Source organism: Streptomyces sp. col6 (assembly GCF_008042035.1).
Classification (GTDB): domain Bacteria; phylum Actinomycetota; class Actinomycetes; order Streptomycetales; family Streptomycetaceae; genus Streptomyces.
The window spans coordinates 29863-45404 of the sequence record NZ_RDBL01000013.1; the positions used below are offsets into that span (position 1 = coordinate 29863).

At 74.2% G+C, this 15542-nt stretch carries 15 protein-coding genes and 1 tRNA gene; 7 read left to right on the forward strand and 9 right to left on the reverse strand.

Annotated elements, in window-relative coordinates; genetic code table 11:
• Window positions 1–368 precede the first annotated feature (368 nt).
• Entirely contained in the window at window positions 369–1610 is a 1242-nt protein-coding gene (locus tag EAO73_RS16820; protein ID WP_412074605.1) for a M6 family metalloprotease domain-containing protein, read from the forward strand.
• A gap of 61 nt (window positions 1611–1671) precedes the next feature.
• Here EAO73_RS16820 and EAO73_RS16825 read toward each other — a convergent pair.
• From EAO73_RS16825 to EAO73_RS16855, 7 genes are all read right to left on the reverse strand, one after another.
• Window positions 1672–1745: transfer RNA gene (locus EAO73_RS16825), tRNA-Lys, on the reverse strand.
• Window positions 1736–2431, reverse strand: a complete 696-nt coding sequence (locus EAO73_RS16830; protein WP_147972381.1) for a bifunctional DNA primase/polymerase — start codon at window positions 2429–2431, stop codon at window positions 1736–1738. Before EAO73_RS16830 ends, EAO73_RS16825 begins: the two co-directional genes overlap by 10 nt.
• 138 nt (window positions 2432–2569) lie before the next feature.
• Window positions 2570–2914 (reverse strand): hypothetical protein, encoded by a 345-nt coding sequence (locus EAO73_RS16835; RefSeq protein ID WP_147972382.1) that lies wholly within the window; start codon window positions 2912–2914, stop codon window positions 2570–2572.
• Window positions 2915–3029: 115 nt separating this feature from the next.
• Window positions 3030–4364 carry an AAA domain-containing protein gene (locus EAO73_RS16840; RefSeq protein ID WP_147972383.1) on the reverse strand — a complete coding sequence of 445 codons (1335 nt, stop codon included), beginning with the start codon at window positions 4362–4364 and terminating at the stop codon, window positions 3030–3032.
• Complete coding sequence (locus EAO73_RS16845; protein ID WP_147972384.1) at window positions 4361–5974, reverse strand: hypothetical protein; 1614 nt, start codon at window positions 5972–5974, stop codon at window positions 4361–4363. Before EAO73_RS16845 ends, EAO73_RS16840 begins: the two co-directional genes overlap by 4 nt.
• Window positions 5965–7083 (reverse strand): hypothetical protein, encoded by a 1119-nt coding sequence (locus EAO73_RS16850; RefSeq protein WP_224756349.1) that lies wholly within the window; start codon window positions 7081–7083, stop codon window positions 5965–5967. Before EAO73_RS16850 ends, EAO73_RS16845 begins: the two co-directional genes overlap by 10 nt.
• On the reverse strand, window positions 7037–8008 hold the full coding sequence (locus tag EAO73_RS16855) for a phosphatase PAP2 family protein (protein WP_191134182.1): 972 nt from the start codon (window positions 8006–8008) through the stop codon (window positions 7037–7039). Before EAO73_RS16855 ends, EAO73_RS16850 begins: the two co-directional genes overlap by 47 nt.
• Before the next feature lie 237 nt (window positions 8009–8245).
• Between EAO73_RS16855 and EAO73_RS16860 the strand changes: the two genes are divergently transcribed.
• A complete protein-coding gene (locus EAO73_RS16860; RefSeq protein ID WP_147972387.1) occupies window positions 8246–8842 on the forward strand; it encodes a histidine phosphatase family protein in 597 nt (198 codons plus the stop codon).
• Window positions 8843–9071: 229 nt separating this feature from the next.
• On the opposite strand, the gene EAO73_RS16865 is transcribed toward EAO73_RS16860, so the two are convergent.
• Window positions 9072–10559 carry a tetratricopeptide repeat protein gene (locus tag EAO73_RS16865; protein WP_191134111.1) on the reverse strand — a complete coding sequence of 496 codons (1488 nt, stop codon included), beginning with the start codon at window positions 10557–10559 and terminating at the stop codon, window positions 9072–9074.
• Window positions 10560–10809: 250 nt separating this feature from the next.
• On the opposite strand from EAO73_RS16865, the gene EAO73_RS16875 reads away from it, so the two are divergent.
• Both EAO73_RS16875 and EAO73_RS16880 read left to right on the forward strand, forming a co-directional pair.
• A complete protein-coding gene (locus EAO73_RS16875) occupies window positions 10810–11187 on the forward strand; it encodes a hypothetical protein (RefSeq protein ID WP_147973484.1) in 378 nt (125 codons plus the stop codon).
• Window positions 11188–11283: 96 nt separating this feature from the next.
• Window positions 11284–12183, forward strand: a complete 900-nt coding sequence (locus EAO73_RS16880) for a spermidine synthase (protein WP_224756350.1) — start codon at window positions 11284–11286, stop codon at window positions 12181–12183.
• 6 nt (window positions 12184–12189) lie between these two features.
• On the opposite strand, the gene EAO73_RS16885 is transcribed toward EAO73_RS16880, so the two are convergent.
• A complete protein-coding gene (locus EAO73_RS16885; RefSeq protein ID WP_147972390.1) occupies window positions 12190–12729 on the reverse strand; it encodes a hypothetical protein in 540 nt (179 codons plus the stop codon).
• 71 nt (window positions 12730–12800) lie between these two features.
• Between EAO73_RS16885 and EAO73_RS16890 the strand changes: the two genes are divergently transcribed.
• From EAO73_RS16890 to EAO73_RS16900, 3 genes are all read left to right on the forward strand, one after another.
• On the forward strand, window positions 12801–13505 hold the full coding sequence (locus EAO73_RS16890) for a response regulator transcription factor (protein WP_147972391.1): 705 nt from the start codon (window positions 12801–12803) through the stop codon (window positions 13503–13505).
• Window positions 13502–14902 carry a sensor histidine kinase gene (locus EAO73_RS16895; protein ID WP_147972392.1) on the forward strand — a complete coding sequence of 467 codons (1401 nt, stop codon included), beginning with the start codon at window positions 13502–13504 and terminating at the stop codon, window positions 14900–14902. Before EAO73_RS16890 ends, EAO73_RS16895 begins: the two co-directional genes overlap by 4 nt.
• A gap of 129 nt (window positions 14903–15031) precedes the next feature.
• Window positions 15032–15542, forward strand: a 511-nt coding sequence (locus EAO73_RS16900; protein WP_224756351.1) for a cellulose binding domain-containing protein, incomplete at its 3' end; no start/stop codon positions are given.

Below are 15542 nucleotides of genomic sequence, written 5' to 3' on the forward strand. Positions count from 1 at the left end.
GGGAGGCGGGAACCGCGCAGGAAAGCGAGGTGAAGCATAGAGGGCCGCGCCCCGGCCGTTCCAGCGCCCCGGCCCTCGGACGCCCCGCTCCGACTCGCACGGCCCATGCGGACGCCGTTCCGGTTTGTCCCCGACTGATTGTTTCTGCGCGCCTCTGTTCTCTCCGGTTGCGCGCGTGATCGATTGTGACTTTCTGTGAAGGGCGTGGCCGATTAAGCCCCCGACCCGACTGGGCGAGCCCGACGTGACGAAACGCCCATAAGCCCACAAGGTGGACAGGAGAGTTCCCGGGGTCGTGCCTGGGGCCCGCGCCGGAAACCGTCCGCGCCCCGCACCGGAGGGATGCGCTCCCCGTACCGGAGGTAGATGTGCCGCGTCAGTCCGGGCCCTCAGGGGTGGAGAGGCCGAGCCCGCGAGGGCTGGTGGCCGGGCTGATCTCGCTGCTGGCGCTCGTCGCCACCTCCCTCGTCGCCGGGCCCGCTGCCGCCGCCTCCGGGGACGCCGCCCCCTGCGCACTGCCCCGCACCGCCGCCCACCACTCCCTCGGCGTCGACCGGTGGAACGGTGCCTATCCGCGCCCGGACCACACCCTGGACGCGGTGATGGTCTTCCTCTCGTTCTCCGACGCCCGGCCGGCCACCACGCCCGCCGAACTCACCTCGGACTACTTCCCGGCCACCACCCAGTTCTTCCGGCGTGCCTCGTACGGGAAGTTCACCCTGCGCCCGCACCCGCAGCGGCAGTGGATCCGGATGCCGAAGCCCTCGGCCTGGTACGGCATACAGCGTGACTGGGCCAGCGACCGGCGCAGCGCCTACCTGCGCGACGCGATCCGGGTGGCCGACCCCACGGTCGACTTCTCGCGCTACGACATCGTCTACCTGGTCGCGGACCCGGACGCCCCCGGCGTCGACTCCGACGCCACCAAGGTCGTCAACTTCGACCGGCCGCTGCACGCCGACGGCACGGACATCAGGCGCGTCGTCACCGTCTTCGAACAGCACCCGCCGGACCACAACGTGCTGGCCCACGAGACCGGCCACGTCTTCGACCTGCCGGACCTCTACCACCGGCCGTCCGACGGCAAGGGCGACTGGGACACCTACGTCGGCGACTGGGACGTCATGGGCAGCCAGTTCGGGCTTGCGCCCGACCTCTTCGGCTGGCACAAGTGGAAGCTGGGCTGGCTGGACGACCGGCAGGTGGTCTGCGTCCAGAGCGACCGGGTCGTCACCCTCGAACCGATGGCCGCCGTCCCCGTGCGCGGTGCGTCCCTCGGCACCCGGCTTGCCGTGATCAGGACCGGCGAGGGCAGCGCGGTCGCCATCGAGGCCCGTGGCTCCACCGGCAACGACCGCTCGACCTGCGCCGAGGGCATCCTGCTCTACCGGGTGCGCAACGAGACCCCGTCCGGCGGTGGCCCGGTCGAGGTGCTCGACACGCACCCCGACAGCGACGCCTGCTGGGAGAGCTCGGTCTACCCGCCGCTCGCGGACGCACCGCTGCGCGTCGGCGAGACGTACTCCGTACCCGGCGCGCACGCCACCGTCGAGGTCGCCGACCGTACGCCGTCGGGCTCCTGGACCGTCCGCATCACCACGGGGACCTGACCCGGGCCCGTACCGGACAACGAAGAAGCCCCTCGCTCTCGCGAGGGGCTTCTTCCGTCTGTGCGCCGCCAGGGACTCGAACCCCGGACCCGCTGATTAAGAGTCAGCTGCTCTAACCAACTGAGCTAGCGGCGCCTGCTGACGTCGTAGACCTTAGCACCCTGATCGGTGAGAGGAAAAATCGAAATACGGGGCGTCGGAGCGGGTGCCGACCGGGCCACCCGCACACAGGCCCACAGCAGTACGTCCGGGCCCGGAAGCCAGGGGCTGCGCGTGTCCGGGGCCACCAGCCAGCGGGGCCCCGTATAGCCCTCGATGCAGGTCAGGGGCGGGACCGTCACCGCGTCCCCGGTGCCGTGACAGAGCAGCGGGGGCACCTTCGCACCGTCGCCCTCCTGGCTCTGCGGGGCGCCGCCCCACTCCTCCCAGTCCAGCAGCGAGGGCAGCCGCTGGGCCGTGCCCGGGGTGGCGAACAGCAGCATCCGGCCCCGGTGCGAGGCGACCGGGCCGGACCCCGGTCCGTCGGCCCACAGGTGCTCCAGCATCCGGCGCCCGAACAGCGTCGGTACGTTCACCACGTCGAACGCCGTGCCGCACGGCAGGACCCCGGGCGCCGTCGGGCGTGACTCCCACTGCGCCAGGGCGCTGCGCGGGTACGCCGTGGCCCCGGCCAGCCACGCGGCGCCGGCCGCGGTCACCTGAGCCGTCTGGTGCCGCGCGGGCTCGCGCAGCGCCGAGAAGAGGTCGGCCTCGTGTCCGGCGCCGGGACGGGGTCCGTCGCCATGGTGCAGGGTCGTTTCGTCGGGCAGCCATGCGGTCATGTGCACAGGTCTACCGGGAGTGATCAACCGGATTCCGAGAGTTGCCGAAAATCGGGACACGATAACCGCGCGAGGAGTATGGTTCGCGCGGGCATATGCCGGTGGTGGTACCCGGCGTCACCCCCGGGCTGCCGGACGCTACGACGGCGGCGGCGCGTTCAGAAGGGTGCGGCCGAACTCGACCATCTTCTTCGCGTAGTCCTCGGTCCACTCCGCCCGCCGCGCGATGTCCGCGGTCGTGAGCCGGTCGAAGCGGCGCGGATCGGCCAGCTGGGCCGCGGCTATCGCCTGGAACTCGACCGCGCGGTCGGTTGCCGCGCGGAACGCCAGGGCCAGTTCCGTCGCCCGCCCCAGCAGCTCCTTCGGATCGTCCATCGACTCCAGGTCGAAGAAGTGCTCCGGGTCCGCGACGGCCGCGGCCGGCTCGAAGAGCAGGGGTGCGGGACGCAGCCGCTGCTGCTCGCTCCGCTCGGGTTGTGCCATGTGGTCTTCCTCCTCGGACGGCTCCGACGGCCACCCTCAATTGTCCAGTGCGCCGCAAGGGCGCATCACTCCCGCCACCGGGGCGCGCGGCGGCCCGGCCGCGCCCCCGGCGCACTCAACAAGGCAGGCGCACCCGGTGTTCCGCCAGATGTGCCAGCACCGCGTGGTTCGCCTCCCAGCCGTCCGGGAACTCCACGGTGACGCCCAGCTGGACCGGCTCCGTCGACGGGTGCTCGTCCAGCAGGTCCGCCACGCCCTCGCGGCAGACCACGATGCACGCGTGCCGGTGGCGGGAGGCCAGCACGCACAGCCGGCCCGTCTCCAGATGGAACGCGGTGGCGTCCGGGCGGCCCGACAGCGGGTGCAGCACCACCGTCACGTCGAACTCGCGGCCCTGCAGCCGGTTCGCCGTGTCCACCGCGACCCCCGTCACCCCCAGCTCCGCCAGCGCGGCGCGCACCGCCGCCGCCTGGTCGCGGTGGGCCGTGCCGACCGCGACCCGGTCCGCCGTCACCGGCGCCGGATCGGGCGACCGCTCACTGGTGGCCGCGCCGCCCCGGTCCAGCAGCCGGCGCACCACCAGGGCGACCGCCCGCACCGCCTCCGGATCGGTGCGCGGGGTGTGCCGGGCCGGCAGTTCGAGGAGCCCCCAGCCCGACTCCGCCGCTTCGTCCAGCACCCGGTCCGCCGCCGACCCGTCCGACGCGACCCCGAAGGACAGCCGCCGGTCGCCGTGGTCCGTGCCGCTGCGGAACGGGGTGTACGGGTAGAACGCGTCCGACACCAGCGGAGCCGCCGACGCCGGCAGCCGCCAGGAGACCGGCAGCCGGTGCTGCGGCAGCTCCGGGTTGTGCGCGAGCAGCGTGCTCACCGCGCTCGCCGAGGGGTCGTAGCTCAGCCCCGCCCACTGGTCCGCGCCGACGATCGAGAACGGGTCCAGCTGACCCGGATCGCCCACGAACAGCGCCCGTTCGAACAGCCCGGCCACGGCCAGCAGCGCGTCCGAGCGCATCTGGTACGCCTCGTCGACGATCGCCTGCCCCCACGGCTCCACGTTCTTCACATGGGCCCACTTCGCCGCCGTCGAGATGACGACGTCCAGCCCCGCCAGATCCGCCGCCTTCGCCGACTTGCGTACGTTCTCCAGGCCGTCCAGCACCTTGTCGTACGGATCGGAGTCGCTGCTGTGCAGCCGGCCCACCGGCAGCTCGGGCTCCTTCTCCGCGAGCCGCACCACCAGGTCGTCCACCTGCGCGTTCGTCTGCGCGACCACCATCAGCGGGCGGCCCGCCGCGGCCAGCTCCAGCGCGGCGCGCACCACCAGCGTCGACTTGCCCGCGCCCGGCGGGGAGTCCACCACGACACCCCGGGCCGTGCCGTTCAGCGTGTCGTCCAGGATCCTCGCGGTGGCCAGGCCCGCCGCCGCGCCCGGGTCGAATACGGCCGTCACAGCAGGTCCTCCGGGGTCACGGGGTCGGGCAGCTCGGCCGCTTCGAGGCCGCCCGGCGGACCGCCGTGGGTCCACGGCGTCTCCTCGGCGTCCGGCAGCTGCGGCCCGCCGCGCTGGTCGTGCTCGAACAGGGTCCAGGCGATCCGGTCGCCCGGCTCCGGGACCGACCCCGGGGCGGGCTCCTTGCCGCGCCCCATCCGGTCGGTGATCCGCAGCACCAGCGAGCGCGCGCCGCCCTCCTCCTCGTCCGCCGGGCCGAACGCCACGAACTGGGCGGTCTGCGGCTTGCCGTCCAGCGAGCGGTAGACCTTGACGCCCTCGCCCAGCTGCGGCCGCTCGTCCGTGCGGACCGTGACCAGCGGGCGCGGCGAGGGCCGCTTCGACTCGCTGTACGCCATCTCCACCGCGGTCACCTCCCCGAGGAACGCCTCCCCGGCCAGCCGCCGGCCCGCCAGCACCAGCGGATCGTCCAGCGCCTCCTGCGCCTCCAGCTGTGCCTGGGCCGTCTCGCGCGCGGCCAGCTTGCGGGCGGCCGTCACCGCGTCGTCCCGGCGCGGCTGCGGCGGCTCACCGGAGCGCACCCGGTCGCGATGGGCGGTGAACGACCAGCGGTCCCTGGTCCAGCGGTCCTCGGTCCTGGCCCCTTCGGGCAGCTCCCGCAGCAGGTCCAGGCCCCGCCACACCGCGTCCCAGGTCGGCCGCAGCACCCCGGCGAGCAGCGCCCTGATCTCGCGCTCGGCCCCGGTCAGCTCCGCGAGCCGGGCATCTGCGGCGAGCCCGTCCTCGGCCGCCGCCAGCGAAGCGCGCGCCCGGTCGTACTTCTCGATCGCGGGGGCCAGCAGCCGGTTGTCGAAGTCCGGGTCGGTGGCCGGGCCGGCCGGCGGGCACAGCAGCTGCCCCGCCGCGTCCCGGGCCAGCTCCGCGCGGAGCGCCGCCTCCGCGCCGGACTCGCCGGCCGGCGGGTCGATCCAGGCGAGCAGGGCCCCCAGGTGCTGGTCCTCCAGATTCGACTGGCCGGTCGCCCAGTGCCGGTTGAGCAGATCCGTGCAGGCGAGCAGCAGCGAGGAGCCGGGGACCCGGGCCCGCTCGCCGTAGTGCGTCAGCCAGCGCCCGAGCAGCGGGACCCGGGCGGGCGCCGGATACGGCGTGTCCGGGTCGTCCTCGGCGGTGCGGCGGAAGCGCATCGAGCGGCCCAGCAGCCGGACGAACTCGACGCCCGCCCGGCTCGGCACCACGAGCTGCGCCGCGTCCACGCACAGCTCGGTCTCGACCTTGACGCGCTTCCCGGTCGCCGGATCGGTCTCGCCCCGCTCGGCCGGCTCGACGACGTCCGCGTACGACTCGATGTGCGGCAGGACCGCCTCGGCCAGCTCGGCGAGGAACGCGAAGCGCAGGTCCCGGTCGCGGGGCTGGGCCACGGCCAGCAGCCGGGGCGCCTCCCGGTCCGTACCGACGAGCGCGCCGAGCGGGGCGCCCGCCTCGCCCGCCGTGGTCAGCGGCACCAGGACGAGCGGCCGGCCGGTCAGCCGGCGGTGGCGCACGGTGGCCGTCGGCCTGGCGCGCCCGCTCTCCACGGCCTCCAGCCGGGCCAGCGTGGTGATCAGTGACATGCGGCGCACCCCTCCAGTGCCTCGGCGCGCAGGGCCGCAGCGCGGCGCAGGGCGGCGACCGCGGGGTCGGCCGGATCGCCCTCCTTGCCGGCGGCCGCCGCCAGCACCCCGGCGACCGTCGTCAGGCCGCCCAGCTCGCCCCGCACCCCGCGCCCCAGCGCCTCGACGGCCCCCTCGGAGCGGGCCCGGGACCGGCAGTGGAACGCCAGCTCGCAGGAGGACAGGCACTCCGGCGCATAGGCCGCGGTGACCGACTCGACGGCCGTCTCCAGGTCCTCGGGGGAGCGCTCCGGGTCGAAGGTGGCGCCCTCGGGGAGGGCCGCTGCGATCTCCTCGATGCGGGTGAGCCGGGTCAGCTGGCGGCGGGTGACGGCGCGCTGCTTGCGTACGTCGACGACGGAGGCGGCCGGCAGGTTCGAGAAGTCCTTGGGGCACACCAGCAGCACCCGGTGGCCCACCCGGGCCCCGTCCGTGACCTCCGCGACCCGCTCCAGCGCCAGCACGTACACCGCGGACTGGCGGGCCGCCGCACCCACCTTCGCGGCGTCGGCGGAACCGTCGATCATGGGGAACGACTTGATCTCGACGACCGTCCAGGTGCCGTCGGGGTGCACCACCACCGCGTCCGGCTCCAGATAGGCGGGCGAGCCCGCGACCTCCAGGGCGAGCATCGGGTGGTCGAGCAGCGCCCAGCCGCCCGACTCCGTCGCCTCCCGCAGCGCGAGCGCGGTCCGGGCCGCGCGGCCCTGGGGCCCGGCGGCCGTCAGATCGGGCACCGCCACGTCACGCGGCGGTTCACCGGAGCCGCCGAGCCGCTCGTGCAGCAGGCGCATCAGCTCCGTACCGCCGTCGGCCTTGACCCGGGCCTCGAAGGCGTTGCCCCGCATGAAGGCGAACTGGGACTGGCCGAAGGGCGCCGGTGAGCCCAGCGCGGAGGCGAGCGCACCCTTGTCGACCCCGGCGCCGTCGAGCAGGGCGCGGCGCTTGCAGCCCGGGTTGGCGGCGAGGGCCGCGAGCGCGCGGGCGTCCAGCGGGCGCGGGGCGACCGCCGGTCCTCTCAGCTCAGCGAGACGCCGCCGCAGGGTCTCCGTCGGGGGTCCGTCCGGCATCGGCGGCGACATCGGACCGGGCAGGCGGACCGGCCGCTGCTGCCGCGTCGGACGGTTCTGCGGAGGAGGTCCGCTGGCCGGGGATTCGCTCACCCGCCGAAGTCTTGCACCCGGCACTGACATCCGGGGACTTCGTGGTCGCGGACACCTGGGCGAAGCGGGGCAGGACCGCGGCCCTGACCCGGTCGGCCAGCCGTATCACGGGCCGGGCCAGCAGGGCCCCGACGCCCATCACGGCGCAGCCGGCGACCGCGTCGAGGAAGTAGTGGTTGGCGGTGCCCATCACGACGAACGTGGTGAGCAGCGGGTAGGCGATGCCCGCGGCCCGCAGCGCCGGGTGCTTGGCGTGGCGCCACAGCAGGATGCCGCACCACAGCGCCCAGCCGACGTGCAGGCTGGGCATCGCCGCGTACTGGTTGGTCATGCCGCCCATGCCGCGCGGCGCGCTCGCCTCCGTGCCCCACCAGCCGTACGAGCTGTACTGGGCCATCGTGTCGACGAATCCGTACTTCGCGTCCAGCAGCCTGGGCGGGCACGTCGGCATCAGCGTGAAGCCGATCAGACCGAGCATGGTCGAGGTCATCAGCCAGGTGCGGGCCCTGCGGTACGCGGCCGAGTGGCGGCGGAACATCCAGATCAGGACGGCCGGGGTGACCACGTAGTGCAGGGAGGCGTACGCGAAGTCGGAGGGTATGCCTATGGAGGCGTGCGCCGTGAACAGGCGGTTGAGCGGGTGCTCCGCGTTCAGGAACAGCGCCTTTTCCAGGTCCAGGATGCGCAGACCGTGGTCGACGGCCGTGGACACGTCACCGCGTACGAGGAGCCGGCCGCCGGAGTACGCCGCGTACACCAGGGCCAGGAGCGGCAGCTCGGTCCACCAGCGGAGCCGGTGGAGCGGAGCGGGCGCGGTGGTGGCGTGCGGCATCCGGAACTTCTCCATCACGTGTTCATGCGGCCGACTGCGGGCGTTCAACCGTACGGTGCGCGTCGGCCGCGTGTCCCCCGGGGGTGTGGTCGGCACCCCTCAGCTGCTCGGATTCATCTGTGGTCTGTGGGACGCCGTCGCGGCCCCCCGGGTTGCCTCATGTGCAGGTACGGGATGATGGGAACAAGATCTCAGATTCCGCATCCCAGGTCCCAGCTTTTCAGGGAGAACCCTTTTATGGCACCGCGCATCCTGCTCGCCCGGCACGGGCAGACGGAATGGTCCCTCAACGGCAGGCACACCGGCAGGACGGACATCCCGCTGCTCGACGCCGGACGCGAGGGGGCGAAGCTCCTCGGCGAGCGGCTGCACAAGGGGCCGTGGGCCGAGCTGCGCGACCTGGAGGTCCGCACGAGCCCGCTCGTCCGCGCCTCCGAGACCTGCGATCTCGCGGGCTTCGGCGACCGCGCACAGCCGTGGGACACGCTGATGGAGTGGGACTACGGGGCGTACGAGGGACTGACCCCGGCCGAGATCAAGGCCGGGCGGCCGGACTGGTTCATCTGGCGCGACGGGGTGCCGGAGGGGGAGAGCACGGCCCAGGTGTCGGCCCGTGCCGACGAGATCGTGGAGTGGGCCCGCTCGGCCGACCGCGACGTCCTGGTCTTCGCCCACGGCCACATCCTGCGGGCGCTGGGCGCGCGCTGGCTGGGCGAGGACATCGCCTTCGGCGCCCGCATCTGGCTGGCCCCGACGTCCCTGTCCGTCCTCGGCTGGGCTTACGGCGCCCCGGCCATCCAGAAATGGAACGACACGGGGCACCTTGAGCGGTGAACCACGCGGTGACCGGTGCGAACTCCAGCCGGTCCGGCGCGTGTGACGGGGCCGGTGCGCCGGTGACACCCAGCCGTCCGGCGCGTCTGGCGGGGCCGGCCCGCCCGGCCAACCCAGCCCGTCCGGCGATTGAGGACGGAACCCCCTGCCCCGGTCCGGGGCGCCCCCGCTCGGACCTCAGCCCAGGGCCCCGGAACGCGCGCCGCCCCCGCACGCAACGGTTCCGTCCTCAAWCGCCGGACGGGCTGGGGTGGGCCGGGGCGGGCATCGTCGTGCCGGGCGCGGCCGCGCCCTCGTGGCGGTCCAGGAAGTCGCGGACCCGTGGGGCCGCCCCGGTCCGGGGGCCCAGCACCGCTGCCGCGTCCATGAGCATGGCGCGGATGCGGGAGGACCGGACCTCGTCCAGGAGGTCCAGGACCGCGTGACCGGCCGACGCCGCCTCCTCGTGGCGGCCCGCACGGGCCAGGTCCCAGGTCAGCTCGGCCCGGTACAGCGCGAGGTTCCGGGTGAAGTGCGGGTCCTGGAGCCGTACCGCCCGGCCCGCGTGGCGCGCGGCCCGGGACCACTCGCCCAGCGCCGCCCAGCACTGCGCCTCCAGCATCTCCAGCTCCGCCTCGCGGAAGAAGCTCATCCATTCCGGGTCCGCCCCCGACGGCCCCCGCGAGAACGCGGTGTGTGCCCGGCCGAGCGCCCGCTCGCAGCCCGTACGGTCCCCGAGTCCCGCCCGGCCGCCCGCCTCCCGCAGCGTGAGCAGCGCCCGCAGCCGTGGCGAGCCCAGCGGTTCGGCGGCACGCAGACCCGCCTCCGCCGCCCGCACCGCCTCCCGGGGCCGCCCCGTGTCGCGGGCCAGGAACGACGTGTTGCAGAACGCGTGCGCCTCCAGGGCCGCGTCCCCGGCCACCCGCGCGGTGGCCAGCGCCTCCGCGTAGTGCGAGCGGGCGTCCTCGAAGCGGCCCGAGTCATGGGCCAGCCACCCGACCGAGAGGGCCAGTTCACCGGCGCCCGAGTGCAGCCGGTCCGCCGTGGAGCCCCGGCTCACGGTCCCGGCGTCGAGCAGCGCGTACGCCGCCTTCAGCGGTTGTGAGGCACGCCGGTAGAGCCGGTCGCCGCCGTGCCGGTCGTCCAGCACCCGGATCTGCCGCACGGCTCTCTCGACGGCGCTCACCTCCGTCTCGCCGACCCGGCGCTGCAGGGGCAGGGAGACGGCAGGGCCGCCGAGGCCCAGACCCAGGGGGACGGCCGCCACCGCGGTGGTGCCGCTCGTCATGAACACGCGACGCAGCACGTCGCTCTCCTCGTCGGTGTCGCTGCCGGCCTCCGGTGGCGGGGCAGTCGGGGGCGGACCCGGAATGGATGAGCTTCTTCCGCGAGGCGGAGCTGGAGATGCTGGAGGCGCAGTGCCCTGGAGGACCTGGGCTTCTCGCCCCGCGCATCCGTACGCGGGCCTGGCCGCCCGCCCGCGTACGGATGCGCGGGGCGAGAAGCCCAGGTCCTCCAGGGTCGTCCCGGGGAACATGTGCAGGAAGACCCGCTCGTACGCGTAGTTGGGACAGCGGATCTCGCCGGACTCCACGCGCCCGATGTACCGGGCGTCGCAGGCGACCTGCTCGCCGATCTCGCGAGCGGACCTGCGGACCGCGGCAGCGAACTCCCCGGCGGAGCGCGGTCCGCGCAGCCGCCGGAAGGCGAGGTTGGGAACGGCCCCTGTCGACACCATGGCGTGGCCCTCTCGGTGCGAGCCGGGCGTTGTTTCCGGTGTCCCGGCGGAGCAAGAACGTACCTGCTGTGACGAGTCGCACACGCAGCGTTTCCGGATGAAGCGGGCATCTCGGTCGCGATCCGCCATGAACTGCCACCCTTTGCGGCGGTGTCGCACCGTAGCCCTTGACGTGGTCGGCGCGTTGGTCCCTGTGGAGACGGAACGCGGCTCCGGCGATGAGAGGAGAGGTCCCTTGTTGCACATCGACATGGCGACGGGCGGTACGGCGTCCGCCGACGAACCCTGCGATCTGGTGACCGTGCCCGCCCGGCAGGGGCTGGAGGCCGTCGACATCCTGCGCCGGCGCGCGGCGCGGGAGGCCGTGGGGCCGGTCATCCACGACGGCACCTGCGACACCCTCGGCTTCCTGGTGCCGCCGGGCACCGCGCAGGGCTGGGACGTACCGGGCAGTGCCTGTACGCGGACCGACGGCCGCGGGCTCCGTATCCCCGCCGAGCCGCCGGTCTCCGGCAGCGGCTGGCTGCTGCCGCCCGCCGCGGACACCCCGGTCACCGACCCGGCCGTGCTGCGCGACGCGCTCGACCAGGCCGCCCGGCTGATCGAGGCCGCCGACAACTGCCGCTGAGCCGGACCGCCCCGCCGCACCGATAATGGCCGGACGGCGGGCCGCGCGGATCGGTCCGTCCCGGACACGGTGAGCAGTGGGCAGGGGCGAGAAGCAGTGGCACGTCGAGGAGCGGCCGGCGGCGGCGACCGCAAGCAGCGTGGGGCCGGTCGCGGCGGAGCCCCCGCGGGCAACGTCTCCGAGCCCGTGGACGGCGGCCTCGCCGAGCTGGTGCCCGACCGGGAGCGCCGCCGTGCCTGGACGCTGACGATCGACGGGGCCCCGCAGTCCCATGTCGACCTCGACGACCCCGCGTACCTCTCCTTCGAGTACCAGCGCCGGATCGGGCACATCGCCGACCTCGTCGCCCCCGCCGGGCAGCCGCTGCACGTGGTGCACCTGGGCGGCGGGGCCTTCACGCTCGCCCGGTACATCGCCGCCACCCGCCCCCGGTCGACCCAGCAGATCATCGAGGTGGACGCGGCCCTCGTCCAGCTGGTGCGCCGTGAACTGCCGCTGGACCCGCAGGCCAGGATCAGGGTCAGGTCCACCGACGCCCGCGCCGGACTCGGGAAGATCCAGGACGGCTGGGCCGACCTCGTCATCGCGGACGTCTTCAGCGGCGCCCGTACGCCGGCCCACCTGACCACCACCGAGTTCCTCGCCGAGGTGCGCCGGGTCCTGAAGCCTGGCGGGACATACGTCGCCAACCTCGCGGACGGGCCGCCGCTGGCCCATCTGCGCGGCCAGATCGCCACCGCCGCCACGGTCTTCCCCGAACTCGCCCTCGCCGCCGACCCCACGGTCTGGCGGGGCCGCCGCTTCGGCAACGCCGTGCTGCTCGCCTCCGACACCGTGCCCGAGATCGCGCAGCTCACCCGCCGGGTGGCGACCGATCCGCACCCCGGACGCGTCGAACACGGCCGGGCGCTCGCGGACTTCACCGGCGGCGCGGCCCCCGTGCACGACGCGGACGCCCACCCGTCACCGCCGCCGCCCCCGAACGCGTTCCACTGAGCGGTTCTACGAGTTGACGATGTCCACCTGGGGCGCGTGGTCGTTCCAGGTGCAGAAGACGGAGACCGTCGTGCCGTCGTCCCTGGCGAAGTTCACGCGGATCCAGGTCGAGTTGGACCACACCCGCATCGACCAGCCCGGTTCCGGGGTCGCGGACACCAGCTCCGCCGAGTCCGCCCCGATCTCGAACACGACCCGGCCGCCGTCCGTCGCGTAACTCCGCGCCTGCCCGGCCGGGGTGCCGGCGGTCCCGGACGCCGGGCGCGGGGTGTTGGGCGACGGGGTGCGCGAGGGCGACGGCGTACGGGACGGCGGCGCGGACGGCTTCGGCGTGGTGGCCCGGGGCTTCGGGCTCGGCGAGGCCGACGGGGCGGGGCGGTGCGTCGAGGACACCAGGCTCTCCGTCGTCGGCGCCGAGATCGGCACCGCGCGCGGCGGGTCGTACACCGTGCCGGCCAGCACGGCGTGCACACCCCACCACGACACCGTGACCGCCGCGCCGGTGGCGAGCGACCACGCCAGCGCGTGTACGAGACCTCGTTGCATCTTCAATATCCTGCCCCACGAACCCGGTGGACATGACGCCCGTAGGGGTCCGATGGCGTACGGTGCCGCCCATGCCCAGTGTGCTCGTGGTCGAGGACGACCAGTTCGTACGTTCCGCCCTCATCCGGCACCTGACGGAGGCCTCCCACACCGTACGGAGCGTCGGCACCGCGCTGGAAGCGCTGCGCGAAGTCGCCCACTTCCGCTTCGACGTGGTCATCCTGGACCTCGGACTGCCCGATCTCGACGGCTCCGAGGCCCTGAAGATGCTGCGCGGCATCACCGACGTCCCCGTCATCATCGCGACCGCCCGCGACGACGAGAGCGAGATCGTCCGGCTGCTCAACGACGGCGCCGACGACTACCTCACCAAGCCGTTCTCCGTGGAGCATCTCTCGGCCCGGATGGCCGCCGTGCTCCGCCGGGCCCGCGCCACCGGCGGCGAGGCACCGCCCCCGCGCGTCATCCAGGTCGGCGGGCTCTCCATAGACCCGCTGCGCCGGCAGGCCGAACTCGACGGCACCGCCCTCGACCTCACCCGCCGCGAGTTCGACCTGCTGACCTTCCTGGCCGGGCGGCCCGGCGTCGTCGTCCCCCGCAAGGAACTCCTCGCCGAGGTCTGGCAGCAGTCCTACGGCGACGACCAGACCATCGACGTCCACCTCTCCTGGCTGCGCCGCAAGCTCGGCGAGACCGCGGCCCGGCCCCGCTACCTGCACACGCTGCGCGGCGTCGGCGTCAAGCTCCAGGCCCCGGCGCCGGAGCGGCCGGCATGAGATGGGCGCTGGTCAAGGTCTGCCTGGCCGTCACCGCCATGGTCGTGTTCGCCTTCGCCGTGCCGCTGGGCCTCGTCGTCAAGGAGATGGCCCGCGACCGCGCGTTCTCGGACGCCGAACGGCAGGCCGCCACGATCGGCCCCACGCTCTCCATCACCACCGACCGGGCCCAGCTCCAGAAGGCGGTACTCACCACCGAACCGGGCGCCGCCGGGCGGATGGCCGTCCACATCCCGGCCTCCGGCGAACCCGACGGCCTCGCGGTGGACATCGGCCACGGGCACGCCACCGCCAAGGACCTGGAGACCGTACGCATTTCGGGACGCGCCGCCATCACCGAGGTCACCGGCGGCTCCGTGCTGCTCCAGCCGACCGCCGTCGGGCCCCACGACATCGCGGTCGTCGAGGTGTTCGTCCCCGAGGACGCGGTCTCCCACGGGGTCACCACCGCCTGGCTGATCCTGGCGGGCGTCGGCGTCGCGCTGATCGTCGGCTCGGTCGCGGTGGCCGACCGGCTCGGCGTGCGCATGGTCGAGCCCGCCCGGCGCCTCGCGGGCGCCGCGCACGACCTGGGGGAGGGGCGGCTCGGCACCCGGGTGCCGGAGGAGGGACCGGACGAACTGCGCTCCGCGGCCGTCGCGTTCAACTCCATGGCCGACCAGGTGGTCCAGCTGCTCGCCAACGAACGCGAGCTGGCCGCCGACCTCTCGCACCGGCTGCGCACCCCGCTCACCGTCCTCCGGCTGAACGCCGCGTCCCTGGGCGAGGGCCCGGCGGCCGAGCAGACCCGGGCGGCCGTCGAACAGCTGGAGCGCGAGGTCGACACCATCATCCGGACCGCCCGCGAGCAGCGCCCGCAGACCCAGCCGGGCGGTCCGGGCGCCGGCTGCGACGCCTCCGAGGTGATCCGTGAGCGGATGGACTTCTGGTCCGCGCTGGCCGAGGACGAGGGCCGCGAGGTGCGCCTCGCCGGGGTGGAGCGCACGCTGCGGATTCCGGTGGCTCGCCCCGAACTGGCCGCCGCGCTCGACGCGTTGCTCGGCAACGTCTTCCGGCACACCCCGGAGGGCACCGCCTTCGCGGTCGACGTGCACCACAGCGGTGACGCGGTCATCGTGCTGGTCTCGGACGCGGGGGGCGGTATCGCGGACCCGAAGGCGGCCCTGGCGCGCGGCGGGGCCCGGGACGCGGTGGGCTCGACCGGCCTCGGGCTCGACATCGTCCGCCGGGTCGCGGAGTCCACCGGCGGGGACGTGCGCATCGGCCGCTCGGTGCTGGGCGGTACGGAGGTCCGGGTCTGGATCGGGCTCGACGGACAGCGCCCGGAACGACGCGGACGCGGCCACCGGGTGGGACGGCAGCGGCGCCACCGGGGCTCGGGACGCGCGAACCTTTAGCGCGGCCGATGCGCTCCTTAAGCCAACCCTAAGAACATCAACCCGGGCCCGGCTCACCCCATTTGCCCGTTCCGCAGCCGCTAGCGTGCTCCCGCATCCCCCACTCCCGTACGACGAGGCAGGAACGCGATGGGCACCAGAACGCACCGGCGCACGATGGGCACCAGGACCAAGGTGATCGGCTCGGTCGTCGCGGCCGCGGTGATCGGCGGGACGGTGTTCGCCCTCACCGGCACGGCCCAGGCGTCGGCGGTCGGCGCCGCGTACACCCGGACCAGCGGCTGGACCGGCGGGTACACCGGGCAGTACGTCGTCACCAATGACACCGCCGCCGCGAAGAACGACTGGACGCTCGAGTTCGACCTGCCCGCGGGCACGAAGCTCAGCTCGCTGTGGAACGGCGAGCACACCGTCAGCGGCAGCCACGTCACCGTCCGGCCCGCGAGCTGGAACAAGCAGCTCGCCGCCGGGCAGTCCGTCACGGTCGGCTTCGTCGCCGCGTCCCGGGCCCCGCCGCGCGCCAGGGCCGCCTTCGGGTCCGCGATACCGCCCCCCGCGTCCGAGACCAGCACGATGACCGCGTCACCGCTGTGGTGCACGTCGACCGCGAAGGCGGTGCCCTCCGGGGTGTGCCGGAAGA

Bases quoted from the DNA above. Each gene is read 5' to 3' on its own strand.
- EAO73_RS16830 (WP_147972381.1), bottom strand. From the start codon at position 2,431: ATGACCGCATGGCTGCCCGACGAAACGACCCTGCACCATGGCGACGGA.
- EAO73_RS16835 (WP_147972382.1), bottom strand. From the start codon at position 2,914: ATGGCACAACCCGAGCGGAGCGAGCAGCAGCGGCTGCGTCCCGCACCC.
- EAO73_RS16845 (WP_147972384.1), bottom strand. From the start codon at position 5,974: ATGTCACTGATCACCACGCTGGCCCGGCTGGAGGCCGTGGAGAGCGGG.
- EAO73_RS16850 (WP_224756349.1), bottom strand. From the start codon at position 7,083: ATGCCGGACGGACCCCCGACGGAGACCCTGCGGCGGCGTCTCGCTGAG.
- EAO73_RS16855 (WP_191134182.1), bottom strand. From the start codon at position 8,008: ATGCCGCACGCCACCACCGCGCCCGCTCCGCTCCACCGGCTCCGCTGG.
- EAO73_RS16860 (WP_147972387.1), top strand. From the start codon at position 8,246: ATGGCACCGCGCATCCTGCTCGCCCGGCACGGGCAGACGGAATGGTCC.
- EAO73_RS16875 (WP_147973484.1), top strand. From the start codon at position 10,810: ATGGCGACGGGCGGTACGGCGTCCGCCGACGAACCCTGCGATCTGGTG.
- EAO73_RS16885 (WP_147972390.1), bottom strand. From the start codon at position 12,729: ATGCAACGAGGTCTCGTACACGCGCTGGCGTGGTCGCTCGCCACCGGC.
- EAO73_RS16890 (WP_147972391.1), top strand. From the start codon at position 12,801: ATGCCCAGTGTGCTCGTGGTCGAGGACGACCAGTTCGTACGTTCCGCC.
- EAO73_RS16895 (WP_147972392.1), top strand. From the start codon at position 13,502: ATGAGATGGGCGCTGGTCAAGGTCTGCCTGGCCGTCACCGCCATGGTC.